Genomic DNA, 25,018 nt, shown 5'->3' on the forward strand with positions numbered 1-25,018 from the left:
ATCAATCATCCACCGACTGGCAGATGCCATTGCCGCCTTTCTTGCTGGTATAGGTCACGGCTACCGTGTCGTCATCCGCGATGCTGATCGAGATCGTCACATCCGGCCCCTTGGCCTCGAAAAGGCGATCATTGATCATTTTGGTCTGGGCTTCTTTGCTGTTGATCATCACCGGACCATCCTGGTCGGCGTGGACCATGATTTTCCCGGGACAGTCCACATCGAAGGCGGGAATGCCGGGGAGACTGTTGGCATGGGCTGCACTCGCCAATGCCAGTAGCATGAATGTCAGGGTTGTTTTCATCGCAGACCTCCAGCGGATAAACCGATGTCCAGCGCACTGTTAACCATAGCCCTGTTCTTTTGACCCGGTGCGAAGTTAGAGGTGCAAAAACAAGAAACAAAAAAAGGCCCCGCTCGATAAAACGAGCGGGGCCTTCTTGTGTTTGGGGGAGATCAGTACAACCGATCAATCACCCGAACTTCATTCTGGTTCTGCAGCGAGGCCCACGCCTGTGTCAGCGTTTGCAGCACATTACCGATGAAGTCCTTGTCGGCCGCGGCTTTCTTGCCGACATAGCCCTGGCCGCGACGGTACATCTTCATGCGGGCCAGCAGGTTCTGGTTGTTCTTGTCGAACTCTTCTTCGTGGGCATGGGGTGACAGGCAGTCGATATGGACCTGGCCCGATTTGCTGATCCACAGAATATGGCTGTCATGGCTGTCTTTTTGCGCAGCGAACAAACGAGCCAGTTCATCGATAGTAGGTTGATTGTTCAGATTCATTGTAAGCCCCTTGACCATTTGGTGATCTTTCAAAGTTGATTCGCTAATACAGGTAGCCCATCGGTTAGTTGATCCCTGGCACCGAAACCAGGACGTCAGCGGTCGACCGTCAATACGACGGGGTCGCACATCTGTTGCATGTAGTCGTGTTGAATAACTGCTACGCAATAGCGTCACAACGAAGAGAAGCAGCGAAAACCTGGAGGCCACTGCCGACGTTTTCAGGGTCGGCCACAAGCTTCATGAGGATTGATCGCCAGCGCTTCTCGCCCTTGTTCTGGACGTTCAGGCCAGGTCAGCTTCTTCAATCTGCCTTGTGGGCAGCGTGTATCCGGGAAAAACAGCTCGGCGGTCAGACGAACTTGCTCAAACGTGTTGCCTGTACTCCCGATCGGGGAGACGTCTGCATCATGCAAGGGCAAATCGGAGGCGTCAACGGTTTTGTAGTGATTATTTTTGTTCACTACATATTGTCGGACAAAGTGGTTTTGGAATTAGAAAGTCAGCGTGGCCACCGTTTGGAGTCTTCGGCAGCGCTTACCCCGGCCCCGGAGGCGTTGCCGAAGGCTGCGATCTTTCAAAGCGGTAAAGGGTGCATGGATAACCGTCGATCGGCAGCTGATGCACGGTGAATGCTCCGCCCGTGAGATCGGGCATCACCCTGGCCCAGAACAGCCGCGCAGGCTGGTTGGCATCGATGTGGAAAATCTGCCATTGACCGGGGAAGCGGCTCAAGAGGGCAGAGACGACAAACTTCGCGACACCTTGGCCACGAAAGCGTCGACTGACAAAAAAGTAGCCGATGTTGTACTCGGCGCCGACGATATGGGTTTCGTTATCCACGGTCACGAAGCCCGCCAGCTCGCCGTCGACCTTGATCAGAAACGGCCGGGTTGCCGGGTTGCGCCAGTAGTCCAGTCTGGGCTGGATGTTGAAGAAACCATTCTCCCCGAGCTTCAGCGGCAGCCATTCGCTGAAATCGTACATGTAGAACTGCATCAGGTTTTCGATGGTTTCCAGTTCGTCGCGCTGGGCGGCGTGCAGTTCTATCGAGGGCTGGCTCCTGATTGTCGCCATGGTCGTACCTTCCGTGTCTTAACTGACATTGAAGAACACTAGACCATTTCGATTCGCTGCCTTCAAACCTTGCCCGCCGGTTTCGCCGCGCGCTTGGTGCCAGTCGAAGGCTTGCGTTTGGCGGGTTTGCGTTTGTTTTTCCACGGTGTGGCGCCACGCCCGGCCGGGCTTGCCGGCCCGCTGATGGTCAGGTTCAGGCCGGCGCAGCGCGCCACTTGCTTGCTCATCCACGCGGCCTGTTTGGTGACGAATTCTTCCAGGCTCATTTCACCGCTCTGCACCATGTCCAGCGCCTGTTCCCAGATTGCCGTGGTGCCGGGGTCGGCAATCGCGCGCGGTACCGCATCGATCAGGCTGAAAGCCGCCGGCGTCGTGGCCAGGGCCTTGCCGTTCTTGATCAGATAACCGCGGTCGAGCAGGCCCTGGATGATCGAGGCGCGTGTGGCTTCGGTGCCGATGCCGGTGGTGTCCTTGAGCTTTTGCTTGAGCAGCGGATCTTCCACCAGTTTGGCAACGTTCTTCATTGCCTTGATCAGATCGCCTTCGGTGAATGGCTTGGGCGGCTGGGTCCAGAGGTCCTTGAGTTTCACGTCAGCCACCGCGCAGTCACGCCCTTCGGCCAATGTCGGCAGTGTTTGCGGTGCCGGTGCTTCGCGGCCCTTGGCAGGCGCGAGGGCTTCGGGCAGGGCGCGTTTCCAGCCGGGCTCGACAATCTGCTTGCCCACGGCGCGCAAGGCTTCACCGGCACAGTCGAAGTCGGCCTGGGTGCGGTCGTATTCATGATTGGGCAGGAACTGCGCCAGGTAACGCGCACGAATCAGGGTGTAGACCGCCCGTTGTTTGCCCACCAGTCGATCGAGATTCTTCGCCGCGGCGGTCGGAATGATGCCGTGGTGCGCGCTGACCTTGGCATCGTTCCAGGCCCGCGAGCGGCGTTGCGGCTCCAGATAATCGTGCAAGGCGTTCAGGGCCGGATCGGCTTGCCGGAGCGCCGCCAGAATACCCGGCGCTTCGCTGTGCTGACTCAGGGGCAGGTAGCCGCAGTCGCTGCGCGGGTAGGTGATGACTTTATGGGTTTCATACAGGGCCTGGGCGATATCGAGGGTTTCCTGGGCGCCGAGCCCGAGTTTTTTCGAGCAGACTTCCTGCAAAGTACCCAGGTCGAACGGCAGCGGCGCGACTTCGCGCATGCGCTCGGTACGTAGCTTGATCACCCGAGCGCTCGCCGCGTTGCCAATGGTCGCAGCCGCCTGCTGGGCCAGCGCCTGGTTCAGGCAGCGATCCTGATCGTCACAAGCATCGGACGCCGCGCGCCACTGGGCAGTGAACGCAGTGCCATCGTGCAGCAGTTGCACGTCGATGGCCCAGTAGGCCACCGGGACGAAATTGGCGATGCTGCGGTCGCGATCCACCACCAGGCGCAAAGTCGGCGTCTGCACCCGACCGACCGGCAACACGCCCTGATAGCCGGACTGACGCCCCAGCAGGGTGAACAGCCGACTCATGTTCATCCCGATCAACCAGTCGGCCCGGGAGCGCCCCAACGCCGAATGATAGAGGCTGAACGTCTCGGCCCCCGGCTTGAGCGCCGCCAGTGCCTTGCGGATTGATGCATCGTCCAGGGCCGACAACCACAGCCGCCGGATCGGCCCGCGATAACGGCAATGCTCCACCAGTTCCCGGGCGATCATCTCGCCCTCACGGTCGGCGTCGGTGGCAATCACCAGTTCACTGGCCTCGCCGAGCAGGCGTTTGACTGCCTTGTACTGGCTGGCCGTGCGCGGCTTGACGGTCATTTTCCATTTTTCCGGAATGATCGGCAGATCCGCCAGCACCCAACGCTTGTAACGCGCGTCGTAGGCATCCGGCGGCGCGGTTTCCAGCAGGTGGCCGATGCACCAGGTCACCGTGACGTCCGTTCCCAGCCAGCAGCCGTCGCCCCGACGCCTGGCGCCCAGCACGGCCGCGATGTCTTTGGCCTGGGAAGGTTTTTCACAGAGGTACAGCCGCATAACCACCATCGTCGATCAGTGTTCGAGAGGTGCACAGAATGGCGGTTGATGAGCGATGGAGCAATCTTTATCTGTATGGATGTACAGCTTGAGCTGTTGCGGTTGATGACAGCGGTCAATCCAGCGACTGAAGCACGCTCCGTTCGGCTGCGAAGTACTCGCGATACCGGAACATGGGGTATACCTGTTGGGGCGCGGAAACCGCACAACAGCAGCAGAGGAACCTACTTAATGAAAGTCCCAGGTGCCGGTAGTCCCATCTCCATCGTCCCTCAACCCGGCTGCGTGGTGGTGAAGTTCCATGGCATTCAAGTGGCGTCGTCCACTCGGGCGCTGGTCATGCATGAGACCAATTATCCTCCGGTGTACTACATCCCGCGGGAGGACATCGCCGAACAGTATTTCGCCCGCACCGACCACACCAGCTATTGCCCGTACAAGGGCGATGCCAGCTACTACAGCCTGCAAATCCCCGGGCATGAAAGTGCCAATGCGGTGTGGAGTTATGAGCACCCCAAGGTGTCGGTTGCGCAGATTGGCGGGTATGTGGCGTTCTATCCTGACGAAGTGACGTTTGAGGTGCTCAAGACCTGATGTGCAGAAAGCATTTTGTGGCGAGGGGGCTTGCACCCTCGCCACAAACTAACCTCCCGTTAGCGCTCAGTTTTTATCGAGGTCCACGTTTTTCGTCTCCCGCAAACACATCATCCCCACCACCAGGCTCACCCCGGTAATCACCACCGGGTACCACAGCCCGTAGAAAATATCCCCGGTGTACACCACCAGGGCAAACGACACCGTCGGCAGGAAACCACCAAACCAGCCGTTGCCGATGTGATAGGGCAGGGACATCGAGGTGTAGCGAATGCGGGTCGGGAACAGTTCGACCATCAGCGCCGCCAGCGGGCCGTAGCACATGGCGGAGATGATGATCAGCGCGACGATCAACACCACGATCATCGGTTTGTTGATCAGCTGGATGTCGGCTTTTGACGGATACCCGGCCAGGGTCACTGCGCCACGCAGGGCCGCTTCGTCAAAGCCGTCGAGCTTCACGTCACCGACGCTCACCTGAACACCGCTGCCGACCGGGGCCGCTTCGCTGTTGTAGGGCAGGCCTTGTTTGACCAGGAAGGTTTTGACCTTGTCGCACGGGCTATCAAATTTCGCCTTGCCCACCGGGTCGAACTGGAAGGTGCAGGTGGCCGGGTCGGCCAATACGGTGATCGGTGCCTGGCGGCTGGCCTGGTCGATGGCCGGGTTGGCGTAGTGGGCGATGGACTTGAAGATCGGAAAGTACAGTGCAGTCGCCAGCAGCAGGCCGATCATCAGCACCGGTTTGCGTCCGACCTTGTCCGACAGCCAGCCAAAAAAGATGAAGAACGGTGCGCCAATGATCACGCTGACAATCAGCAGACTGTTGGCCAGGGCCGGGTCCATTTTCAGGAACTGCGTGAGGAAGAACAGCACGTAGAACTGCGCGGCATAGAAGGTCACCGCTTGCCCGGCGTTGATGCTGAACAGGGCGATCAGCACCACTTTAAGGTTTTCCCATTTGCCGAAAGAATCGCGCAGTGGCGACTTGCAGAGTTTGCCTTCCTCTTTCATTTTCACGAACGCAGGCGACTCGTGCAGGCTCAGGCGAATCCAGGTGGAAATGCCCAGCAGCACGATCGAAAACAGGAACGGAATACGCCAGCCCCAGACTTCAAACTGGTCGCCGGTGAAGTAACGGCAACCGAGCACCACCAGCAGCGACAGCAGCAAGCCGAGGGTGGCGGTGGATTGAATCCAGCTGGTGTGGAAGCCGCGCTTGCCGATCGGTGCGTGTTCGGCGACGTAAGTGGCAGCGCCGCCGTACTCACCACCCAGCGCCAGGCCCTGGAGCATGCGCAGCACCACGAGGATGATCGGCGCAGCGATGCCGATGCTCGCGTAGGTCGGCAGCAAACCGACGCAGAACGTCGCCAGGCCCATGAGGACGATGGTCGCGAGGAACGTGTATTTACGCCCGATCATGTCCCCCAACCGTCCGAACACCAACGCACCGAACGGGCGCACGATAAAGCCGGCGGCGAAGGCCATCAGCGCGAAGATGAACGCCGTGGTGTCGTTGACCCCGGCGAAGAACTGTTTGCTGATGACCGCCGCGAGGGCGCCGTAGAGGAAAAAGTCGTACCACTCGAACACCGTCCCCAGGGACGAGGCGAAGATGACTTTCTGGGTTTCCTGACTGGTGCCCGCGCTGCGGACGGCTTCCAGGGGCTGAACATGTTCTGACATATCGGTATCCCTCACAGTGATTGTTTTTGTTGTTCCACTGTCGACGCCAGCCTTGTGGGCGGGTGCCGCTATTCCTTTGCTCAAGAGACTGCGGTCAGTGCTTTTTCGTCAGGGGCAAAACTCCTTGCGGTTGTTTCGAGGATCAATTGCGCGGCTTTCTCGGCGATCATCAATGTCGGCGAGCAGGTGTTGCCCGAGGTGATGCGCGGCATGATCGAGGCGTCGGCGATGCGCAGGCCGGGGATGCCATGCACGCGCAGCTCAGCGTCGACTACCGCGTCCGCGTCGTTGCCCATCCGGCAGGTGCCCACCGGGTGGAAAATGGTGGTGCCGATCCGGGCGGCGGCTTCGTGCAATTGCTCTTCGCTCTGCAAGCTGTCGCCGGGCAGGTACTCCACCGGTTTGAACGCTTGCAGCGCGGGGGCGCAAACGATGCGGCGAGTCAGGCGTATCGCTTCGGCTGCCACGCGCAAGTCTTCGGGATGGCTCAAGTAGTTGGGCTGAATCAGCGGCGCTTCTCGCGGGTCGGCAGAGCGAATGTCTATCCGGCCACGGCTTTGCGGACGCAGATCGCAGACCGACGCGGTGAAAGCGGGGAAGGCGTGCAGCGGTTCGCCAAAGCGCTCCAGCGACAGGGGTTGCACGTGGTATTCGAGGTTCGCCGAGGTCTGTTCCGGCCCCGAACGGGCGAAGGCGCCGAGTTGGCTTGGGGCCATGGACAATGGGCCGCTGCGGTCATACAGATAACGCAGGCCCATGCCCATCTTGCCCCACAGCGTGCCGGCGATCTGGTTCAAGGTGCGGGCGTTTTCCAGTTTGTAGATCAGCCGCAGTTGCAGGTGATCCTGCAGGTTGCCGCCCACGCCGGGCAGTTCATGGGCAACGCCGATGCCGAGTTGTTGCAACAGCGGGCGAGGGCCGATGCCGGAACGCTGGAGGATGCCGGGTGAACCGACGGAGCCGGCACACAGGATGATTTCCTTGCGTGCCTTGAAGGTTTTCGCCTGATCTTGCCAACGGGCGCTGATCGCCGAGGCACGGCCGTTTTCCAGCAGCACGCGGTCGACTTCAACATCAGTCAGCACCGTGAGGTTGGTGCGGTGACGGACCGGTTTGAGAAACGCCTTGGCCGCGTTCCAGCGCACCCCGGCTTTCTGGTTGACCTGGAAATAGCCGCAGCCTTCGTTGTCGCCCTGGTTGAAGTCATCGATGCTGGCAATGCCGCTTTGTTCGGCAGCAGCGCGGAAGGCATCGAGAATCGGCCACGACAGACGTTGCCGCTCGATCCGCCATTCGCCGGCGGCGCCGTGAAATTCAGAATCGCCGGCAAAATGGTTTTCGCTCTGTTTGAACAGCGGCAGCACGTCTTGCCAGCCCCACCCAGGATTACCCTCGGCCGCCCAGCCATCGTAGTCGCCAGCCTGGCCGCGCATGTAGATCATGCCGTTGATCGAGGAACAGCCGCCAAGCACCTTGCCGCGCGGGTAGCTCAGGGCGCGGCCTTGCAGGCCCGGTTGCGACTCGGTCTTGAAACACCAGTCGGTGCGCGGGTTGCCGATGCAGAACAGGTAACCCACGGGGATATGAATCCACGGATAGTTGTCGCGGCCGCCGGCTTCGAGTAGCAACACGCGGTGTTGCGGGTTGGCCGACAGTCGATTGGCCAGCAAACACCCGGCCGGCCCGGCACCGACCACGATGTAGTCGTATTCATCAAGGGAAGTCTGCATCCCTGACCTCGTATTGTTGTTCTTGTTGTCGGTCATCCTAGTTGTTAGCTTTCGTTAAAAGAATGTTAGTTTTTGCGCAGCTGCTGTGCGTTTTTAAACAGCGTCATTAACGGCATAACGTCAAGGATGGTTCATGTTCGACTGGAATGACCTACGGTTTTTTCTCGAATTGCAGCGCAGCGGCCGCTTGCTGACCGCCGCTCGCCGCTTGAACACCACCCACGCCACCGTGGCCCGGCACATCGAGGCCATCGAAAAAAGCCTCGGCACCGCGCTGTTCGTCCAGCATGCCCAGGGCTACGAATTGACCCCGGCCGGCGAAGCGCTGCTCAAGCATGCCGAGGCCATGGAAAACGTCGCGTTGCTGGCCCAGGAAGAAATCACCCAATCCACCGCGCCGCTGGGCAAGATCCGCGTCGGGGTGACAGAGGGGCTGGGCATCATGTTCCTCGCCAGCCGCATGAACGGCTTGTTCGAACGCTATCCGGGGCTGGAAGTGGAACTGGTGGCGGTGCCGCGCTTCGTCAGCATCCTCAACCGTGAAGCGGAGATCAGCATTCACCTGGAACGCCCGGCCGCCGACATGCTGGTCACCCGCAAACTCACCGACTATCGACTGGCGCTCTACGCCAGCCAGGCCTATCTGGACCGCTCGCCACCACTGCGCAGCCGCGAAGACCTTGGCCGCCACGCGTGGATCGGCTACGTCGACGACTTGTTGTTCAGCCAGGAACTGATGTTCCTCAACAGCTTCTGCCGCAACCCCCGGGTGGTGTTTCACAGCACCAGCGTCATCGCCCAACAACAGGCCGCTCGCTCGGGCCTGGGGATCGCCGTGCTGCCGTGTTACATGGCCAGCGCCGATCCTGAACTGGTGCCGTTGCTGCCGGATGAAAGCATCCAGCGCAGTTATTGGATCAGTACGCGGCGCGAGCTGCACAAGTCGGTGCGGCTGCGGGTGTTGTGGGATTACGTGGTGGGGTTGTGTGAGCGTGAGCAGGAGTTGTTGTTGTTGGGAAAGCCCGTTTAAACAAGAAAAATCGCGATCGTTTAAATGAAGCTTGCCGTTACCATCCAAAGGCTACAACGCCTTGCGCCACCCCCTACACGTAAGACAGAATCCGCCGGCTTGTGCGCCCTGGGCCCGCTCGGTAACTTGATTCCCGTCACTGCCCATCAGTGATCGGGTTTAGCAGCCCGGGGTTATAAGCAAGGTGCACAAGCTCTTGTCAGTCAGGCATTCCCATGCCTGCACTTGATGGTGGTTGTGCGCAGGGCGCCTTCGGGCGCGCCGGCTTTGCTAGCTTCCCCGGTCTGCTAACCTGCGTACAGCTGCCTCCCTCTCGTTTAGCAGCAGGAGGGTGGCACCCAATCAGAGAAGCCAGCTTATGTTCAAGGTCACACCCAATCCGCCGGACGCCGATCCGGTCTCCCCGTACGAACCCGATTCAAAGAAGCTCAATGAGGCCGCCGAGCGGGCTCTGAACTTCCACTTTCCGTCGAATGCCGACATCAAAGCCACCGCGCGTAAACCCAGCAGGCTGTTTGCTGTGGCCCCAGAGGCCACTACCGAAACCCTGGCGATTTTTTTGGTCGAGACACTGGCCTCGGTCGATGTGATGGTCCATCAGTTGGTGGATCATCTGGAGGGTGAGTCGCGCTACGCCCTGCTGGGTATTTCAAACAGCATCATGGTGGCGGAGATCACCGCGAACCGGGTGCTGGATAAGATTGATCTGCCCAAGTAGGCGCCGCTTGCGGTGGTGAGTGGGTAACTGACGCTGGGCTGGGCAGCGGTCCCTTTTTTGGGGCCGCTGCGCGGTCCAGCGGGAGCAAGCTCCCTCGCCACAGAGTGTTCAATGGTGCTGGTCAACAGGAATCGACAGCGTCGCCCGCAACCCACCTTCTGGCGGATTGACCAAGGTAATCCGTCCACCCAGCCGTGTCGCGATGGTGTTGACGATGGCCAGCCCCAGGCCCGCGCCCCCGGTATTTCCACGGCTGTAGAAGCGCTCGAACAATCGTGCGCGATCCGCTTCGTCGATGCCCGGTCCCTGGTCCTGGACGCTCAAGTTGTAGAACCCGTCGTCCTGGCTCAGTTGCACGGTGATGACGCCGTGCTCCGGCGAAAAATTCGCCGCGTTGGTGACCAGGTTGTTCAGGGCGATGTCGATGGCACCGGCATTGGCGAGGACTTTGAAAGGCCGGTCTTCGGCGTCGAAAGCCAGTTCCAGGTTCCTGCTCAGCAACCAGGGTGTGAGCTGGGCCAGGCTGGCGCGCACGGTCTCGCTCAGGTCGATGCTGTGCAGCACCGGCACTACGGCCTTGGGTTCGAGACGCGCCATGGTCAGCAATTGGTTGACCAGACGGCTGGCGCGGTCGACCCCGGCAATCAGAAACGCCAGGGACTCACGACGTTCCTGTTCCGTGCCGGCCTCCTGCAGGTTTTGCGCATGCACCCGCAATACGGCCAGTGGTGTGCGTAATTCGTGGGCGGCGTCGGCGATGAAGCGCCGCTCACGGCCAAGCACCTCTTGAATTTGCGCGAGCATGCGATTGAGCGCCGCTTGCATCGGTTCCAGTTCGCTGGGCAACGGCGTCAGTTGCAACGGCTCCAGAGAACCGCTGTGCCGTGCCCGCAAGGTGGCCGCCATATCGGCCAGGGGTTTGAGCCCCCAGCCAATGGCCAGCCAGACCATGGCCGCCAGAATCAGGCTGCCCAACACATTGGGCCACAGCGTGTGACGCACGATCCGGTCGACCAGGTCCGCACGCACGTCGTCCCGTTCACCGACCCAGATGCTCAGGTCGTTCTGCTTATCTTCGAGCACGAACACCCGCCAATGACGGTTGTTCAAATCCACCACATCGCTGAAACCATGTGTCGTCGGCGGCGCGGTGAAGGAGGGGGCGCTGGCGGTGTGCACCAGCACTTCGCCCTTGCGATTCCACACCTGAAAGGCAATTTTGCCTTCATAGGGGTGACCATCGACACCCGGCACCGCTTCACTCAAGGCCTTGTTGAACGCTTGATACAGTTCGGCGTGTTCATGACTGGCCAGTGGCATGCGCATCACACCCTGCAGCAGCCGGGCGTTCTGCGCCAGTTGGGCGTCGTAGACTTCGGCGATTTCGTGATTGCTGTCGTGCAGGTTGAACACGCTGAGGATTGCCAACCCCGTCAGCATCAGGCCGATGATCAGCGTCAGGGTACGACGCCGGATCGAAGTCATCGACGCTCCTCCACCAGATAACCCACCCCACGAATGGTGCGGATCAGGTCGGTGGAGAACTTCTTGCGCAGGTGATGGATATGCACCTCCAGGGTGTTGCTTTCGGCTTCTTCGTTCCAGCCGTAAAGCAGTTGCATCAGGTGGTCGCGGGTCATGACCCGGCCCGGAGGCGAGAGCAATTCGTGGAGCAGTTGATATTCCTTGGGCGTCAGCGCCACCGGTTCGCCCTGATAGCTGACTTGCTGGGTGCCGGGGTTCAGGCTGATGCCGGCGTGTTCGATCAGCACTTGCGCGCGACCGGCACTGCGGCGCAACAAGGCCCGCAGGCGGGCCTTGAGCTCGGCCAGATCGAAGGGTTTGACCAGGTAATCGTCGGCGCCGGCATCCAGCCCGGCAATGCGGTCTTCGGTGGCATCCCGGGCGGTGAGGATCAGCACCGGCAGGTTCGAGCCGCTGTCACGCAAGCGACGCAACACTTCCAGGCCGTCCATGCGCGGCAGGCCGAGGTCGAGCACGGCCACATCGAACGTTTCGCTGAGCAGTGAATGCAAGGCGTTGTTGCCGTCCTGCAGCCAGTCGACGGTGTAACCCTCACGGCCCAGGGCCTGATGAATGCCCTCGCCGAGGGCTACGTCATCCTCGATCAGTAATAAGCGCACACGGACTCCTGTCAGTCGAGTTTCTTGTTCACGTCCACCAGTAACGCTTCGATCTCTTTACGCCGCCCGGCGTCGGCGCTTTCCCGGCCAGGACGGGGCGCTGCTTGCAGGGCTTTTTGCAGTGCTTGCTTGGCTTCACCATAGCGCTTTTGACGGTAAAGGTGATCGCCCCAGAAGTACAGACTGTCGATGCCGGTCGGGTTCAGGTCCAGGGCCTGCTTCAACAGTTGTTCGGCCTTGTCGGCGTCGCCGAAGCCGATAGGCCAGCCGGGCACTCGATCATACAGCGCCGCGAGGCTGGTGTAGGCCGAGCCTTGCAGGGCCTTGGGATCGATGGTCAGGGCTTTTTCCAGATCGACTTTGGCTGCCTTGGCCTTGCTCAGGGCACCGAGGCCACCCTGGGCGCCGGCCCAACTACTGGTGACGATACCGGACCAGATCCACGCTTCGGCCAGGGATTGGCGTTCCCGGGTGAACGCCGAGGCCTGGGCTGCGAGTTTTTCGAAGGCGGCGCTGCGCTGTTCGGCGGGCAATTCGTACTGGATGTGCGCCCAGCTTTGTTGAATGGCATTGAGGCGCTGCTGATCGGCGGCGTCCAGCGCCCAGACGCTTTGGCTCAGTACCCCGAACAGCAAGCAGGCGAGAATTTTCTTCATGGTTTGAGGCTCTCCTTATCGGTCTTCTGACTCAGGCGACGGATCAGCGGCAATTGCTTGCGCAAGCCACGGTCCACCAGATGCGGCAACAGACTGTTCAGGCGCACGAAAAAGCGTTCCGGCCAGCCCAGGTACAAGTCGCGACGGTCACCGGCAATGGCGTGGATGACCGCCGAGGCAACGGTTTGCGGGTCGTCGACATTGGCTTTGAGCGCATCGTTCAGCGCTTGGGCCGCCGCACTGTTCATACTGGTGCGGGTCGCTCGGGGGGCGACGTAGAGCACGTTGATCCGGGTATCGGCCAGTTCCCGGCGCAGGGCTTCGGAGAAACCGCGCAGGGCAAACTTGGTGGCGCAATAGCTGGCGTAACCGGGGTAGCCGATGGAGCCGTAGGTCGAACCGACGTTCACCACCATGGCACTCTCGGCCTGCTTGAGCAGCGGCAGCAACAACTTGGTCAGACAGATCGGTGCGCCGACATTCACTGCCAGCATGGCGTTGACCTCGCTGTCATCGAGCTGTTCGAGCATGGCGAAGTGATTGACGCCCGCGGCATTGATCAGCAGGTTGATGCCGCCGATGGCTTCGGCCGCGGCCAGCACGTTGCGCCGGTCGTCGGGCGAGGTCAGGTCCGCACCGACCCAGCGCAACTGCTCCGGGTAGCGTTCGAGCAAGGGCTCCAGCGACTCCCGATGCCGGGCCACGGCCAATACATGGGCGCCACTGGCACACAGGGTGCCGGCGATGGCCAGGCCGATGCCGCCGCTGGCGCCGGTCAATACCACGCGAGCCTCAGACGGGCGCATGCAGATTCTCCCCATCACGCGGCAGGCCGCGGAACATGTCGGTGTAGAGCTTGTACACGACCTTCGAGGCATGAATCACCGCGGCCTGATCGGCCGGGTCTTCGAGCATGTTCATCAAGCGGCGGTAGGTCTGCATGTGTTCGATATCCAGCGAGCCGTGGGAACTGAGGTAGCTGAAGGCGGTTTCCGGCAGCGCCAGGCGTTCGCGGATGCTGCCGGCCGCGTGGGTGGCCAGGGCAATGCTGGTGCCTTCCAGCACGTTGACCATGCCGAACAGGCCCACCGGGTTGTCCCGGGCGATCAGGTCGTAGAGGAAGCTGATCATCAACTCGATTGGCAGCGATGGACGGCCGTCACGCACGGCGTCTTTGTCACCGCCACAGGCCGCGATGTCATCGAGTACCCATTGTTCATGGCCGTATTCGTCCTCGATGTACTCGCACACCGCTTTGCGCAACCATTCCAGGCGCTGCGGCAGACGTGCGCCGCACGCCATCATCAACGGTACGGTATGGCGCACGTGATAGTAGGCCTGGGCGAGGAAGGCGCGGTAGCTGTCCAGGCTGACCTTGCCCTCAAGGGCATCGAGGATGATCGGCAGGTTGAACAACTCGTGGCGTTCCTGCTGGGTGGCTTCTTGCAGGGTGTCGAAAAAACTCATGGTGCAGATTCCTCGGAAATAACGGATTCGGTGAGCTGCGCCCGGTAATGCTCGACGATGGCGTCGCGGCGCGGTCGGCCATTGGCGGTCAGCAAGCCGTTGGCGGGGGTGAACGGTTGATCGAGACGGGTCCAGTGATGAACCTGAGCGTAATCAGGCAAGGCCTCATTGGCCTGGGCCACGGCGGTGGCCAGTTCTTCATCGGTGCAGTCCGGCCGATGGGGCCAGAGCAGGGCGTGGTTGCTCGGCATCGCTTCGCCGTAGACGAACGCCTGGGCGATGTGGCGACGCTGGGTGAGTTCGGCCTCGACCCATTCCGGGTTGACGTTGCGGCCGAAACTGGTGATGAACTGATGCTTCTTGCGCCCGTTGAGGTAGAGAAAACCTTCCGGGTCGAACTCGCCGAGATCGCCGGTTGGCCACCATTCATCGTGGTAGGGCGCTTGCCCCAGATAGCCGAGCAGGGTCGAGCCCTTGACCAGCACTTCGCCGTCGTCGGCCAGGCGAATTTCGACATGGGGCAGGGGCCGGCCGACGCTGCCGGGGCGGTGTGCTCCCGGGCGATTGAGGCACACCACCGACGCGCATTCCGACAATCCGTAACCCTCGTACACCGGCATGCCGATGCGTTGGGCACGATGCAGTAACTCTTCGCTGACCCGCGCACCGCCCACGGCGGCGAAACGCAATGATTGGGGGTTGAACGCTTTTTGCTCGGCGGCGCTGACCAGCATCAGCAGCAACTGTGGCACCAGGATCAAGCTCTCGGGCGCACGGGCGGCCAGATACCCCAGCAGCCGCGGCGCATCGACACCGCTGGCGCCCTGAATGCCCAGGGTTTTCTGGCTCGGTACGCTCAGGGTCGCGCCGGCATACAGCGCGGCATAACAGCCGAGGTTTTCCAGCAGAATCGCCAGGGGCAGCAACGCCAGGTGGTGCCGTGGATCGGTGGGTTTGCTTGCCTGATCCAGTTCACGGGCCACCCGCAAAAGGCTTTCGGCGCTCAGGCACACGCCTTTGGGCGTGCCGGTGGTGCCTGAGGTGAAGGTCAGTTTGGCGGTGCCTTCGGGTATCCGGTTCGGACCGCTGAAGGGACGGCGCCAGAATTCGCCAGCGTGTTCGTAGCCGGCCCCTTGCAGTTCGGCTTCCAGTTCCGGCTCGGCAATCACCCGTTCGGCCTGGCTCTGTTCCAGGCAATGGGTGCGTTGTGCCGAGCTGAAGAAGGGCGGCAACGTCAGGCAGGTCAGGCCTTCGAACAGGATGGCCAGGTCCCAGAGCATTGCCTCGGTGCCGTTGTCCAGAGCCAGCGCGACCACCTTGACGTGCTCATCGCGCAGTCGCTGTTGGCGATCCATGACCTCGGCGTACAGCGTGGCGTAGTCGAGTTTCAACTGATCGCCCCACAGGGCGATGGCGTTGCCTTTGTGTTCGGCGTGATGGCGCAGGGTTTGTTTGAAACGCTCCATTTCAGGCGACATGGCTGGACTCCTCAAGGGACGTTGGCAGCCCCAGGCGATTGAACAGACCGATGTTGCGCAAATGAATGAAGCCGGCGCGGATGTTGCCGACATGCACCCATGGCTGGCTCTCGTAATAACTGCCCCAGTGGTGACGGTCCTCACCCAGCCGCTCGGGGTCGGCGGCGCACAGCGTCACCGGCTTCAAACCCAGGCGATGGAAACTGTTCACCAGCCCGATATTGCCGGTGAACGCCACCCATTCCAGCCCGCCCATGGCCAGCAGGTAGGTGATGGCGATGATGCTCAGTCGCGCGCTGCCGGTATCGCTGGCGGCCAGGTTACCGACCTCGACAATGCCGGCCCGGTCCACGGGTTGGCCGGCAGCGGCGCTGATCAGCGTATCGATCGCCTCGTCCAGGTAACGCTCCAGAAACAAGGGTTCGGTACTGGCCAGTCGTAAGCCGGCTACCGCACACAGCGTGCCGGACTCATCGCTCATGCCGAACAGTTGCGGCATGAAATGGCGGATATCGGCGCCATGGGCCTTGCGAAAACGTTGCTGGATAAAAGCTTCGAAGACGGGTCGCTGGGCATCGTCCGGCAAGGCCCTGTCCAGGCTCATCTGCGGGGTTTCGGCTTGACCGAAGTGCAGGGGCAGAGGGATGTTCCAGTCGAAATCGTGCATGGGCAAGAACGCCTCCCTTGAGTCAGTTTGGGAGGAGTATCAAAGGCGATTCTTAACGAAGTCTGAAGGCGACCTTCAGATTGTCTTAAGACTGGACGGGCAGGGTGGCGCCGGTCGGTTTGACGAAACCGGATCCAGGCTGCACGAAATGAGTCGGCAGCCGCCACTGATCTACACGAGGTTCTGTATGACCCCAGATTCAGCAGTACACCGGTATGGAAAACTCTCGATCACCTTGCACTGGCTGATGTTGGCGCTGTTCATCGGCGTTTATGGCTGCATCGAGATCAAAGGGCTACTGCCCCGTGGAAATGATTTGAGGGGCCTTTTCCTGGGGCTTCACGGCTTATTCGGATTGAGCATTTTTGCCTTGGTCTGGGTTCGCTTGCTCGGGCGCCTCACACCCCGGCCACCGATTACTCCGGCCCTGCCCACCTGGCAGACCGGCGCCTCGCACCTCATGCACCTGGCGTTGTATGTGCTGATGATCGCAACGCCGCTATTGGCCTGGTTGATGCTGGCCGCCGGGGGCAAGCCGATGCCGTATTTCGAGTTTTTCCTGCCGGCGCCGGTGGCGGTTGATCCTGTGCTGGCCAAGCAATTCAAGCATTGGCATGAGTGGCTCGGCAGTGCCGGCTACTGGCTGATCGGTTTGCACGCGGCGGCGGGGTTGGTCCATCACTACTGGGTTCGCGACAACACGCTCACGCGCATGCTGCCCAAGGGCTTTGGTGCGGGTGTCAATGAGCGTCAGCGATAAGTTTCCCTGGACGTTCGGGTTGCCTCGAACACTGCGTTATCGTTCATCGCGAGCTTGCTCGCGATGAAGTCATCACTGTCACCTCAAACCTTGCCCGCTTGCTCTTCCAGCTGATCCGACTCAAACAACTTCGCCAGTTCCGCCCGCGCTTCCTGCGCCGTCTGCATCACCTTGGCCGCATCGTCATACACCGCGTGCTGAGCCTCCAGCACCTGTTCATCATGATGGGTAAAGCGCTTGATCCGTGCATCCGCCTGGGCTTGGGTCAGCCCCAGTCCAACCAGGGTGCGCCGGGTCATTTCCAGGCTGGAGTAATAGGTTTCCCGCACCGCCTGCGCCCCGACATCCACCAACCGGTGCACATGCTGACGGTTACGGGCACGGGCGATGATTTTGATGTGCGGATACAGCTTGTGCACCACCTCGGCCGTCTTGATGTTGGTGTCTGGATCATCGGTGGCGATCACAAAGAACTCCGCTTGCTCGACCTTGGCCGCGCTGAGAATTTCCGGGCGCATCGGGTCGCCATAGAACACCGGCACACCGCCGAAACTGCGGGACAGTTCGATGGTTTCCACCGAGGTGTCGAGGGCGATGAATTTGATGTTCTGCGCCCGCAGAATCCGCGCCACGATCTGCCCCATACGGCCCATGCCGGCAATGACCACGCGGGGCGTATCGGCGTCGATTTCACGGAACTTCTGTGGCACCTCCACCGGTTGCACCTTGGGTTTGACCAGGCGTGCGCAGGCCAGCAGCAACAGCGGCGTCAGCGCCATCGACAGGGTGATGGTCAGCACCAGCAAGTCGTACAGGCGCGGCTCGAACAAGCCCTGATCCCGACCGATCTTGAACACCACAAAGGCAAATTCACCACCGGCCGCCAGCACGATCCCCAAACGAATCGCATTGACCTTGCCCAACCCCCCGGCCAGTCGACCGACCACAAACAGCAACGGTAGCTTGATGGCGATCAGCAGCAGGGTCAGCCCCAGCACCACGACCGGCGCACTAAGCAGCAGACTCAAGTTGGCGCCCATGCCGACGCTGATGAAAAACAGCCCCAGCAGCAGGCCTTTGAACGGCTCGATCTGCGCCTCCAGCTCGTGACGGTATTCGGAATCCGCCAGCAGCAGGCCGGCGAGGAACGCACCGAGTGCCATGGACACGCCCACCAGGTCCATCAGCCACGCCGTACCGATCACCACCAGCAACGCGGTGGCGGTGGACACCTCCGGCAGACCGGTCTTGGCCACCACGCGAAACACCGGACGCAACAGATAACGCCCGCCGATCACCACCACCGCGATGCTGCCCAGCACCCGCAAGCCATGGTTCAAATCTTCGGCCGCGCTGCTGGTGTGATCGCCGCCGGCCAGCAACGGCACCATCGCGATCAACGGGATCGCGGCGATATCCTGGAACAGCAAAATCGCGAACGCCAACCGCCCATGGGGGCTGGTCAGTTCCTTGCGCTCGGCCAGGCTTTGCAAGCCAAACGCGGTGGACGACAACGCCAGGCCCAAGCCCAACACGATGGCACTGTTCAGGGACTGGCCAAACGCGAACAACGCCAGCACGCCAATCACCGAACCGGTCAACAGCACCTGCGCCAGGCCCACGCCGAACACCGATTTGCGCATCACCCACAAACGACGCGGCGACAGCTCAAGGCCGATGATGAACAGCAACAACACCACCCCGAGCTCGGAAATGTGGCTGACGCTTTGTGGATTACCGATCAAACCCAGCACCGACGGCCCGATGATCACCCCGGCAAACAGATAGCCGAGCACCGCCCCCAGTTGCAGGCGCTTGGCCAAGGGAACGGCGAGCACCGCCGCGAACAAAAAGACGACAGCGGCTTGTAACAGGTTGCCTTCGTGGGGCATGCGAAACTCCAAAAACTCGATACGGCGGGGGCGATAAGGATAAAGGCTGGAGCCGGATGCGTCAGCCATGAACGAAAATGTTTGGGCCTCGCGATGGCAGTTTTTCAGGCACCCAAGATGTCGTAACATTTAGCATCAATTAGTGACATTCATAGGATAAGCTGATCAATCTGTTCGTTCCCGAGTGCGCACCATGGCCATCAACTTCGACCTTAACGATCTGCAAGCCTTTCGCGCCGTGGTGGAGCAGGGCAGCTTTCGCAAGGCTGCGGACACCGTACGCATCTCCCAACCAGCCCTCAGCCGGCGGATCGAAAAGCTCGAAGACGCTCTGGGCGTGAAATTGTTCGAGCGCACGACTCGCCGGGTCAGCCTGACTCAGGCTGGGCGTGGTTTCATGCCCAGCGTCGAGCGCCTGCTGGATGACCTGGACGTGGCGCTACTGGGCATCAGCGAAGTCGCCTCGACCCGGCTCGGGCATGTCACCGTCGCCTGTGTGCCGTCGGCGGCCTACTACTTCATGCCGCGCGTGATCGCCCACTACCATCGGCAATTTCCGCGGATCAAGGTCAAGGTGCTCGACTCCAGTGCTCACGAGGTATTGAGTGCCGTGGTCAACGGTGAAGCGGACTTTGGCCTGAGCTTCATGGGCACCCTGGAGGCCGAAGTCGAATTCGAGCCGCTGGTGCAGGAAGGTTATGTGGTGGCGTGCAGACGAGATCACCCCCTTGCGGGACGCAGCAGCGTGACGTGGGATGAGTTTTATCAGCAGGATTACATCTCGCTGGACAAGACTTCGGGCAATCGCTTTTTGCTGGATCAATCGCTGTCTGGCGTGGTGCCGCAGCGGCCGAGCATTTGCGAAACCCGTCATGTGACGACCATGATCGGTCTGGTGGAGGCCGGGTTGGGCGTGGCGGCCGTGCCGTTGATGGCGATGCCGGCGGCGGACCACCCGATTCTGACGCGGGTACCGTTGACCGATCCGCAGGTGATGCGCAATGTTGGGTTGATCAAGCGCCGGGGTCGTACGTTAACCCCGGCGGCATTGGCGTTGGAGCGCCTGGTGGTGGAAATGAAAGTCCAGCAACCTTCGGTCAGTGGCTGACTGAGTCCAGCCCCGTCGCTTTTACGTCCGGCTGGGCTGCGCTGGAGGCCAGGTACTCAAGCAGTGCCTTGGCCTCGGCCGGGTGTTGCGCATTGACCGGAATACCGGCGGCGAAACGAGTGACCGATTGCACCGATTCCGGAATTTTCGCCACAAAACTCACCCCAGGCACCGGTAGCAATTCGCTGACCTGCTGGAAGCCCAGTTGATAATCGCCAGTGGCAACCACCGAGCCCACCGGGATTTTCGGGATCATCTTCGATTTGGGTTTGAGCTGGTTTTCGATGCCCAGACGCTTGAACAGTTGATCCTCGATATACACGCCGCTGGCACTGTCGGAGTAGGCGACTGACTTGGCGTCGAGCAGGGTTTTTTTCAGGCCTTCCACCGAGCTGATGTCCGGCTTCGGTGCGCCTTCACGCACCACCATGCCGATCCGCGAATCCGCCAGTTCGACCCGTGAAGCGGGATCGACTTTGCCTTGCTTGATCAGGTCGTCGAGGGCATAACCGACCATGATGACCACGTCGGCTTTCTCACCGCGGGCCAGACGATTGGGAATCGCTTCCGGGGCTTTCCCCATGGATGGACCGAGGGCGGTGTCCAGGGTGTTGCCGCTAGACTCGGCGAATTTCGGACCGAGGATTTTGTAGGCCGCCGTGAAACCACCGGACGTCATTACACGGATTTCTTCAGCCTGGGCGATCGAACTCAGACCGAGACTGGCCACCAGGGCCAGGGCGGTAAAGTTGAAAAACCTTTTCATCAAATAGCTCTCGCAGTTAGAGGTTGGGTGGTTCACGACACGGCCGGTTGCAGGCGGCCAGAGGCACGGCGATAGAGAAACAGCGTCGCGCACAGGGCACAGAACGCGGCGAAACTCATCCAGTAACCGGGTGCGGCCTTATCGCCGGTGTACTGGATCAGGAAGGTCGATATGGCCGGTGTGAAACCGCCGAACACCGCCGTCGCCAGGCTATAAGCCAAGGAGAAACCTGCGACCCGAACCTCGACCGGCATGATCTCCGTCAGCGCGGCGATCATTGCGCCGTTGTACAAGCCATAAATGAACGACAGCCACAGCAGCACCAACAGCATGTTGATGAAGCTCGGTGCTTGCACCAGATAAGTCAGCGCTGGGTAGGCCGTGGCCAACGTCAGCAACGCCATGGCGATCAGTACCGGGCGACGACCGATGCGATCTGAAAGCGCGCCGCCAATCGGCAACCAGAAAAAATTCGAAACGCCCACCAGCAGGGTCACCAATAGTGCATCGGAGGTATTGAGGTGCAGCACGGTTTTGCCGAAGGTTGGCGCGTACACGGTGATCAGATAGAACGCGGTAGTGGTCAGGGCGACCATCATCATCCCGGCGAACACGATGACCCAGTTCTGTCCCAGGGTGCGGAACACGTCGCCCATGCTTGGCCGGTGTTTACGGGCGGCGAACTCTTCGGTTTCTTCCAGGTTACGGCGCAGGAAGAAGATGAAAGGCACGATCATGCAGCCGACGAAAAACGGAATCCGCCATCCCCAATCGGCAATCATCGTCGGCGCCATCCATTGGTTCAGACCATAGCCCAAAGCCGCCGCGACGATGATCGCCACTTGCTGGCTCGCTGATTGCCAACTGGTGAAGAAACCTTTGTTGCCGGGAGTGGCGATCTCCGCGAGATACACCGATACACCGCCCAGTTCCGCACCGGCCGAGAAGCCTTGCAGCAATCGGCCGATCAGCACGATGGCCGGGGCGAACAGCCCGATGGTTTCGTATCCGGGCACCAGCACAATCAGAATCGTACCGCTGGCCATGATCGACAGGGTGACGATCAGCCCTTTGCGGCGCCCCACATCATCGATGTAAGCGCCCAGTATCACGGCGCCCAACGGACGCATCAGGAAGCCCGCGCCGAACACCGCGAACGTCATCATCAGGGACGCGAACTCGCTGCTGGCAGGGAAAAATACGGCAGCGATCTGCGTGGCATAGAAGCCGAAAAGGAAGAAATCGAATTGCTCGAGGAAGTTGCCCGAGGTCACTCGGAAAATCGCACTGGTCCGGGAGCGACCGGAATGGATTGATGCTGTCATTGACGTGTACTCCACCGCTTTTATGACGTGCACTGCCTGGACGCGGTGCACGGTTCTTATTGGGGTGGATAGTGGAACAGGGACATCAATATGTTAATTGCATAGTTGGTATGTATTGATGCATGAAGCGGATCAATGTTGCCGACCTCCAGAGATTCGGCGTTTGCCCAAGGCTATTCGCTGTGAACGCGTATCGGGCTGATGTTCCCCAACCGATACTGATTATTCCCGCTGCGCTTGGCCTCATACATCGCCAGATCGGCAATGTGAATCAAGCGGTCCATGCTCGGCGCATGGTCCGGGAACACCGCAACCCCAAGGCTGCTGCCGATGTGGCGCTGGTCATTGCCGATGGTCACCGGCGGTGCGAGTTCGATGAAGATTTTCTGGCAGATGCTGCGGGCTTCGTCTTGCAGGCTGTTGCCTTGGGGAAGGCCTTGGAGGATGACCACGAACTCGTCGCCGCCGATCCGGGCGACGGTGTCGGTTGAACGCAGGATTTTCTTCAGGCGTGTCGCGGTGGTGACCAGCACGCGGTCGCCGGCCGCATGGCCATAGTGGTCGTTGATCGCCTTGAACCCATTGAGGTCGACAAACACCAGCGCCACCCGCGTGGCGCTGAGGCGGGCGTGTTCCAGGGCAGCGGACAGGCGCTCTTCGAGCACCAGGCGATTGGGCAGGCCGGTCAGCGGGTCGTAATGGGCCAGGTGCTGCAGATAAGTGGCGGAGGCTTTTTCTTCGGTGATGTCGCGGACCACGCCCATCATCTTGATCGTTGCGTCATGCTCATTCTTGACCACATTGCCGGTCTCCCGCAGCCAGCGGATGCTGCCGTCCGGCCAGACCACGCGGTATTCCTCGTCGTGGTTTTCGCCGGTTTCCAGGCAACGCAATTCACCGGCGCGGACCTTGACCCGGTCGTCCGGGTGCACACAGGAACAGAACAGGGCGTAGGAGGGCGTCACCTCGCCGATCTTGAACCCGAACATCCCGTAGATTGCATCCGACCAATAGAGCTTGTCGGTATCAACCTCCCAGTCCCAGGTGCCGATGCGGGCGAAGTATTGGCTACGTTTGAAGCGCTCGGCGTCGCCTTCCTGGTGGATACTTTGTCCCTCGGTGAGGCTATCGATCAGCGCACGGCACTCGGCCAACTGCTTTTGCAACGAACGATCGCGCCAAATCAGCGCGACGATCAGGGCAAGGGTCAGCGAGCCGATGGTGACGTCGGTCCAGAGCTGACTCATTGAGGAATTGCGCTCATGGCGTATCGAACCGTAGGGGAGGTGGCGGGTATATTAGTTCACGACCACTGCCGGATACAGAGCGAAACGGTTGCCAATAGCCCGCATTTCTGGGAAAACGGCGCCCATCAAGCCCGCTCGGGCAAGCGCACAGATAGAGTGAATGTAATGAATGATGAGTTGCAGGTAATCGACCTTGAAGTGGGCGACGGCAAAGCCGCCGTCAAAGGCGCGCTGATCACCACCCAATATCGCGGGTGGCTGGAAGACGGCACCGAATTCGATTCTTCCTACAGCCGGGGCAAACCGTTTCAGTGCGTGATTGGCACCGGGCGGGTAATCAAGGGCTGGGACCAGGGAATCATGGGCATGCAGGTCGGCGGTAAGCGCAAGCTGCTGGTGCCGGCGCACCTGGCCTACGGCGAGCGCTCGATGGGGGCGATTACGCCGAATTCGAATCTGATTTTCGAGATTGAATTGCTGGAAGTGCTGACGCGGGATGATTGATGGGCGAGTGAATTGAAATGATTAGCCCCGCTGTCTCTGAGAGGAGAGAGCGGGGTTTTTGCTATCTGTGGCGAGGGGCTTGCTGTGGCGAGGGGGCTTGCCCCCTTGGGTTGCGCAGCGATTTTGCTGCAAGCCTGATCCGCTATTACCGCGATACAAGGCGAAGAGCGATGACACGGTCTGTCAGGCGTTCGGCAGATCAGTAAACAAAGGAATGCGCCCGTTCAGAGAGGCGCGGTAGTGCCAGGTCAACCGATCCAAAGCCGGTTTCATCGTCAGGATCTGAGTCAGCGTCGCGCGGGCAATGCTCAAGGCCAGCACTTGCCCCGGGCATTGATGACGGCCGGCGCCGAAGGTGAAGCTGCGGCGGTTTGGGCGCTCGAGCAGGAATGTATCGGGATCGTCATTGAGCAGCGGATCACGATTGGCCGAGGCCAGCAGCACCAGAATCACGTCGCCGGGGTTCAGGTTCACGCCGTCGATTTCGCAGGGCGCTGCGACGAAGCGGCGGGTGTTTTGCACTGAAGGATCGAAGCGCTGCACTTCGGCGATCAACTCGTCAGCCTGAGTCAAATCGAGCTGCGGGTTTCGATTCAACGCCAGTAGCGCATTGCCGATCAGCCCGGCGGTGGCTTCGTAGGTCTGGGAGAACAGGCCGATCAGGTTGGCGATCAAGGTTTCCGGGTCGGTCGAGGTGGCGAAGCGCTGCCGGATACCGGCGAGCAGGGTACTTCGATTGTTCGGATCAGCCAGAAGCTCGATGAAATATCCCTTCAGCTGTTCTGCCGCAACATGGGCAGCGTCCAGTTGGGCCTGGTCGCTGAGGGGTGACAGGCAGGCGACGAAGTCAGCGGTCAGCTCGCTGATGGCCCGGCCCTGAGCCGGAGAAAAGCCCAGCAACGCCGCCACTACACAGACCGGCCCGCGAAACATCGCCGTGTACAACCCATCGGCTCCAGGGGTAATCAACCGAGCGCTGACCAATGAATTGACGTCATTCCCATCAATCAGCGTCAGCCCCGGCTCAATCGCTGCCCTCGGGCAACGCTGCCGCTCACCCTCGTTCATCCGCATTAGCTGACCGAACACTTTGCCCGCCATGCCCTGAGCAATTGCCTTGGGCACCGGCTCATGCGCCGGCCGCACATGGCAATCCGGATGCGCCAGCACGGCGGCGACCGCTCGGGCGCTGCTGGCCACCCACAGTTTCAGTCCCTGATGAAAAACCAATCCACCCTCGGCACGCAGTTGCGCGTAGTAGGGGTAAGGATCGGCGTGAGTCGCAGCGATGATCGGGTCCATGGGGCGCAGCCTTATCGATGGTTGAAAAGTGTTGCTACTATCTCCAGTCCGAAGGGGCCTTGATTC

General features: G+C 60.7%; 25 protein-coding genes. 6 read left to right on the forward strand and 19 right to left on the reverse strand.

Annotated elements, in window-relative coordinates:
* Nucleotide 1 precedes the first annotated feature (1 nt).
* The 5 genes from PSH69_RS13020 to PSH69_RS13040 all read right to left on the reverse strand — a co-directional run bounded on the left by PSH69_RS13020 (nucleotide 2) and on the right by PSH69_RS13040 (nucleotide 3,875).
* Nucleotides 2-304 (reverse strand): hypothetical protein, encoded by a 303-nt coding sequence (locus PSH69_RS13020; protein WP_018929755.1) that lies wholly within the window; start codon nucleotides 302-304, stop codon nucleotides 2-4.
* A gap of 152 nt (nucleotides 305-456) precedes the next feature.
* Entirely contained in the window at nucleotides 457-786 is a 330-nt protein-coding gene (locus PSH69_RS13025; protein ID WP_018929754.1) for a hypothetical protein, read from the reverse strand.
* A gap of 221 nt (nucleotides 787-1,007) precedes the next feature.
* On the reverse strand, nucleotides 1,008-1,250 hold the full coding sequence (locus tag PSH69_RS13030; RefSeq protein WP_305412372.1) for a hypothetical protein: 243 nt from the start codon (nucleotides 1,248-1,250) through the stop codon (nucleotides 1,008-1,010).
* Nucleotides 1,251-1,323: 73 nt separating this feature from the next.
* The gene (locus tag PSH69_RS13035) at nucleotides 1,324-1,863 is read right to left on the reverse strand and encodes a GNAT family N-acetyltransferase (protein WP_305412373.1); all 540 of its coding nucleotides are present in this window, start codon (nucleotides 1,861-1,863) and stop codon (nucleotides 1,324-1,326) included.
* A 62-nt stretch (nucleotides 1,864-1,925) separates the two neighbouring features.
* Complete coding sequence (locus tag PSH69_RS13040) at nucleotides 1,926-3,875, reverse strand: DNA topoisomerase III (RefSeq protein ID WP_305412374.1); 1,950 nt, start codon at nucleotides 3,873-3,875, stop codon at nucleotides 1,926-1,928.
* A 231-nt stretch (nucleotides 3,876-4,106) separates the two neighbouring features.
* Between PSH69_RS13040 and PSH69_RS13045 the strand changes: the two genes are divergently transcribed.
* Complete coding sequence (locus tag PSH69_RS13045; protein ID WP_230172440.1) at nucleotides 4,107-4,469, forward strand: DUF427 domain-containing protein; 363 nt, start codon at nucleotides 4,107-4,109, stop codon at nucleotides 4,467-4,469.
* A 66-nt stretch (nucleotides 4,470-4,535) separates the two neighbouring features.
* Here the strand turns inward: PSH69_RS13045 and PSH69_RS13050 are convergent, their stop codons facing one another.
* Both PSH69_RS13050 and PSH69_RS13055 read right to left on the reverse strand, forming a co-directional pair.
* The gene (locus PSH69_RS13050) at nucleotides 4,536-6,158 is read right to left on the reverse strand and encodes an MFS transporter (RefSeq protein ID WP_305412375.1); all 1,623 of its coding nucleotides are present in this window, start codon (nucleotides 6,156-6,158) and stop codon (nucleotides 4,536-4,538) included.
* 80 nt (nucleotides 6,159-6,238) lie between these two features.
* Nucleotides 6,239-7,888, reverse strand: coding sequence for a GMC family oxidoreductase (locus tag PSH69_RS13055; protein ID WP_305412376.1), 1,650 nt, complete (start codon nucleotides 7,886-7,888; stop codon nucleotides 6,239-6,241).
* A 133-nt stretch (nucleotides 7,889-8,021) separates the two neighbouring features.
* Between PSH69_RS13055 and PSH69_RS13060 the strand changes: the two genes are divergently transcribed.
* Together PSH69_RS13060 and PSH69_RS13065 are read left to right on the forward strand one after the other, a co-directional pair.
* Complete coding sequence (locus PSH69_RS13060) at nucleotides 8,022-8,918, forward strand: LysR family transcriptional regulator (RefSeq protein ID WP_305412377.1); 897 nt, start codon at nucleotides 8,022-8,024, stop codon at nucleotides 8,916-8,918.
* Between the two features lie 358 nt (nucleotides 8,919-9,276).
* The gene (locus PSH69_RS13065) at nucleotides 9,277-9,636 is read left to right on the forward strand and encodes a DUF6124 family protein (protein ID WP_019579437.1); all 360 of its coding nucleotides are present in this window, start codon (nucleotides 9,277-9,279) and stop codon (nucleotides 9,634-9,636) included.
* A 108-nt stretch (nucleotides 9,637-9,744) separates the two neighbouring features.
* Here the strand turns inward: PSH69_RS13065 and PSH69_RS13070 are convergent, their stop codons facing one another.
* From PSH69_RS13070 to PSH69_RS13100, 7 genes are read right to left on the reverse strand one after another with little or no spacing between them, the layout of a single operon-like run.
* The gene (locus PSH69_RS13070; protein WP_305412378.1) at nucleotides 9,745-11,121 is read right to left on the reverse strand and encodes an ATP-binding protein; all 1,377 of its coding nucleotides are present in this window, start codon (nucleotides 11,119-11,121) and stop codon (nucleotides 9,745-9,747) included.
* Nucleotides 11,118-11,780, reverse strand: coding sequence for a response regulator (locus PSH69_RS13075; RefSeq protein ID WP_305412380.1), 663 nt, complete (start codon nucleotides 11,778-11,780; stop codon nucleotides 11,118-11,120). Before PSH69_RS13075 ends, PSH69_RS13070 begins: the two co-directional genes overlap by 4 nt.
* A gap of 11 nt (nucleotides 11,781-11,791) precedes the next feature.
* Nucleotides 11,792-12,436: a tetratricopeptide repeat protein gene (locus tag PSH69_RS13080; protein ID WP_305412381.1), complete on the reverse strand. Its 645-nt coding sequence runs from the start codon at nucleotides 12,434-12,436 to the stop codon at nucleotides 11,792-11,794.
* Complete coding sequence (locus tag PSH69_RS13085) at nucleotides 12,433-13,242, reverse strand: SDR family oxidoreductase (RefSeq protein ID WP_105345620.1); 810 nt, start codon at nucleotides 13,240-13,242, stop codon at nucleotides 12,433-12,435. Before PSH69_RS13085 ends, PSH69_RS13080 begins: the two co-directional genes overlap by 4 nt.
* The gene (locus PSH69_RS13090; protein WP_305412382.1) at nucleotides 13,229-13,903 is read right to left on the reverse strand and encodes a TenA family transcriptional regulator; all 675 of its coding nucleotides are present in this window, start codon (nucleotides 13,901-13,903) and stop codon (nucleotides 13,229-13,231) included. Before PSH69_RS13090 ends, PSH69_RS13085 begins: the two co-directional genes overlap by 14 nt.
* On the reverse strand, nucleotides 13,900-15,381 hold the full coding sequence (locus tag PSH69_RS13095) for an AMP-binding protein (RefSeq protein WP_305412383.1): 1,482 nt from the start codon (nucleotides 15,379-15,381) through the stop codon (nucleotides 13,900-13,902). Before PSH69_RS13095 ends, PSH69_RS13090 begins: the two co-directional genes overlap by 4 nt.
* Entirely contained in the window at nucleotides 15,371-16,048 is a 678-nt protein-coding gene (locus PSH69_RS13100; protein WP_305412825.1) for a thermostable hemolysin, read from the reverse strand. Before PSH69_RS13100 ends, PSH69_RS13095 begins: the two co-directional genes overlap by 11 nt.
* Before the next feature lie 187 nt (nucleotides 16,049-16,235).
* Between PSH69_RS13100 and PSH69_RS13105 the strand changes: the two genes are divergently transcribed.
* Nucleotides 16,236-16,808 (forward strand): cytochrome b, encoded by a 573-nt coding sequence (locus tag PSH69_RS13105; protein ID WP_105345612.1) that lies wholly within the window; start codon nucleotides 16,236-16,238, stop codon nucleotides 16,806-16,808.
* A gap of 83 nt (nucleotides 16,809-16,891) precedes the next feature.
* Here the strand turns inward: PSH69_RS13105 and PSH69_RS13110 are convergent, their stop codons facing one another.
* The gene (locus tag PSH69_RS13110) at nucleotides 16,892-18,700 is read right to left on the reverse strand and encodes a monovalent cation:proton antiporter-2 (CPA2) family protein (protein ID WP_111453477.1); all 1,809 of its coding nucleotides are present in this window, start codon (nucleotides 18,698-18,700) and stop codon (nucleotides 16,892-16,894) included.
* A 193-nt stretch (nucleotides 18,701-18,893) separates the two neighbouring features.
* Here PSH69_RS13110 and PSH69_RS13115 point away from each other — a divergent pair, with 193 nt between their 5' ends.
* Nucleotides 18,894-19,808, forward strand: coding sequence for a LysR family transcriptional regulator (locus PSH69_RS13115; RefSeq protein WP_305412384.1), 915 nt, complete (start codon nucleotides 18,894-18,896; stop codon nucleotides 19,806-19,808).
* Here PSH69_RS13115 and PSH69_RS13120 read toward each other — a convergent pair.
* The 3 genes from PSH69_RS13120 to PSH69_RS13130 all read right to left on the reverse strand — a co-directional run bounded on the left by PSH69_RS13120 (nucleotide 19,798) and on the right by PSH69_RS13130 (nucleotide 23,146).
* Nucleotides 19,798-20,574: a substrate-binding domain-containing protein gene (locus PSH69_RS13120; RefSeq protein WP_018929737.1), complete on the reverse strand. Its 777-nt coding sequence runs from the start codon at nucleotides 20,572-20,574 to the stop codon at nucleotides 19,798-19,800. The two genes, PSH69_RS13115 and PSH69_RS13120, sit on opposite strands and share 11 nt — an antisense overlap.
* A 32-nt stretch (nucleotides 20,575-20,606) precedes the next feature.
* Nucleotides 20,607-21,899, reverse strand: coding sequence for an MFS transporter (locus tag PSH69_RS13125; protein WP_019579428.1), 1,293 nt, complete (start codon nucleotides 21,897-21,899; stop codon nucleotides 20,607-20,609).
* 173 nt (nucleotides 21,900-22,072) lie between these two features.
* Nucleotides 22,073-23,146 carry a sensor domain-containing diguanylate cyclase gene (locus PSH69_RS13130; RefSeq protein ID WP_305412387.1) on the reverse strand — a complete coding sequence of 358 codons (1,074 nt, stop codon included), beginning with the start codon at nucleotides 23,144-23,146 and terminating at the stop codon, nucleotides 22,073-22,075.
* Between the two features lie 165 nt (nucleotides 23,147-23,311).
* Here PSH69_RS13130 and PSH69_RS13135 point away from each other — a divergent pair, with 165 nt between their 5' ends.
* Entirely contained in the window at nucleotides 23,312-23,650 is a 339-nt protein-coding gene (locus tag PSH69_RS13135; protein WP_018929733.1) for an FKBP-type peptidyl-prolyl cis-trans isomerase, read from the forward strand.
* Nucleotides 23,651-23,833: 183 nt separating this feature from the next.
* Here PSH69_RS13135 and PSH69_RS13140 read toward each other — a convergent pair whose 3' ends face one another.
* Nucleotides 23,834-24,952: a cytochrome P450 gene (locus PSH69_RS13140; protein WP_305412389.1), complete on the reverse strand. Its 1,119-nt coding sequence runs from the start codon at nucleotides 24,950-24,952 to the stop codon at nucleotides 23,834-23,836.
* Nucleotides 24,953-25,018: the final 66 nt, after the last annotated feature.

Origin of the sequence: Pseudomonas sp. FP1740 (assembly GCF_030687165.1) — a bacterium.
Taxonomy (GTDB): domain Bacteria; phylum Pseudomonadota; class Gammaproteobacteria; order Pseudomonadales; family Pseudomonadaceae; genus Aquipseudomonas.

What these genes read in the sequence shown, in the direction of transcription:
- PSH69_RS13065 (WP_019579437.1), top strand. Translation starts at nt 9,277, where the DNA reads ATGTTCAAGGTCACACCCAATCCGCCGGACGCCGATCCGGTCTCCCCG.
- PSH69_RS13140 (WP_305412389.1), bottom strand. Translation starts at nt 24,952, where the DNA reads ATGGACCCGATCATCGCTGCGACTCACGCCGATCCTTACCCCTACTAC.
- PSH69_RS13095 (WP_305412383.1), bottom strand. Translation starts at nt 15,381, where the DNA reads ATGTCGCCTGAAATGGAGCGTTTCAAACAAACCCTGCGCCATCACGCC.
- PSH69_RS13045 (WP_230172440.1), top strand. Translation starts at nt 4,107, where the DNA reads ATGAAAGTCCCAGGTGCCGGTAGTCCCATCTCCATCGTCCCTCAACCC.
- PSH69_RS13125 (WP_019579428.1), bottom strand. Translation starts at nt 21,899, where the DNA reads ATGACAGCATCAATCCATTCCGGTCGCTCCCGGACCAGTGCGATTTTC.
- PSH69_RS13060 (WP_305412377.1), top strand. Translation starts at nt 8,022, where the DNA reads ATGTTCGACTGGAATGACCTACGGTTTTTTCTCGAATTGCAGCGCAGC.
- PSH69_RS13040 (WP_305412374.1), bottom strand. Translation starts at nt 3,875, where the DNA reads ATGCGGCTGTACCTCTGTGAAAAACCTTCCCAGGCCAAAGACATCGCG.
- PSH69_RS13120 (WP_018929737.1), bottom strand. Translation starts at nt 20,574, where the DNA reads ATGAAAAGGTTTTTCAACTTTACCGCCCTGGCCCTGGTGGCCAGTCTC.
- PSH69_RS13080 (WP_305412381.1), bottom strand. Translation starts at nt 12,436, where the DNA reads ATGAAGAAAATTCTCGCCTGCTTGCTGTTCGGGGTACTGAGCCAAAGC.
- PSH69_RS13090 (WP_305412382.1), bottom strand. Translation starts at nt 13,903, where the DNA reads ATGAGTTTTTTCGACACCCTGCAAGAAGCCACCCAGCAGGAACGCCAC.
- PSH69_RS13070 (WP_305412378.1), bottom strand. Translation starts at nt 11,121, where the DNA reads ATGACTTCGATCCGGCGTCGTACCCTGACGCTGATCATCGGCCTGATG.
- PSH69_RS13100 (WP_305412825.1), bottom strand. Translation starts at nt 16,048, where the DNA reads ATGCACGATTTCGACTGGAACATCCCTCTGCCCCTGCACTTCGGTCAA.
- PSH69_RS13115 (WP_305412384.1), top strand. Translation starts at nt 18,894, where the DNA reads ATGGCCATCAACTTCGACCTTAACGATCTGCAAGCCTTTCGCGCCGTG.
- PSH69_RS13135 (WP_018929733.1), top strand. Translation starts at nt 23,312, where the DNA reads ATGAATGATGAGTTGCAGGTAATCGACCTTGAAGTGGGCGACGGCAAA.
- PSH69_RS13035 (WP_305412373.1), bottom strand. Translation starts at nt 1,863, where the DNA reads ATGGCGACAATCAGGAGCCAGCCCTCGATAGAACTGCACGCCGCCCAG.
- PSH69_RS13050 (WP_305412375.1), bottom strand. Translation starts at nt 6,158, where the DNA reads ATGTCAGAACATGTTCAGCCCCTGGAAGCCGTCCGCAGCGCGGGCACC.
- PSH69_RS13085 (WP_105345620.1), bottom strand. Translation starts at nt 13,242, where the DNA reads ATGCGCCCGTCTGAGGCTCGCGTGGTATTGACCGGCGCCAGCGGCGGC.
- PSH69_RS13055 (WP_305412376.1), bottom strand. Translation starts at nt 7,888, where the DNA reads ATGCAGACTTCCCTTGATGAATACGACTACATCGTGGTCGGTGCCGGG.
- PSH69_RS13025 (WP_018929754.1), bottom strand. Translation starts at nt 786, where the DNA reads ATGAATCTGAACAATCAACCTACTATCGATGAACTGGCTCGTTTGTTC.
- PSH69_RS13130 (WP_305412387.1), bottom strand. Translation starts at nt 23,146, where the DNA reads ATGAGTCAGCTCTGGACCGACGTCACCATCGGCTCGCTGACCCTTGCC.
- PSH69_RS13020 (WP_018929755.1), bottom strand. Translation starts at nt 304, where the DNA reads ATGAAAACAACCCTGACATTCATGCTACTGGCATTGGCGAGTGCAGCC.
- PSH69_RS13110 (WP_111453477.1), bottom strand. Translation starts at nt 18,700, where the DNA reads ATGCCCCACGAAGGCAACCTGTTACAAGCCGCTGTCGTCTTTTTGTTC.
- PSH69_RS13105 (WP_105345612.1), top strand. Translation starts at nt 16,236, where the DNA reads ATGACCCCAGATTCAGCAGTACACCGGTATGGAAAACTCTCGATCACC.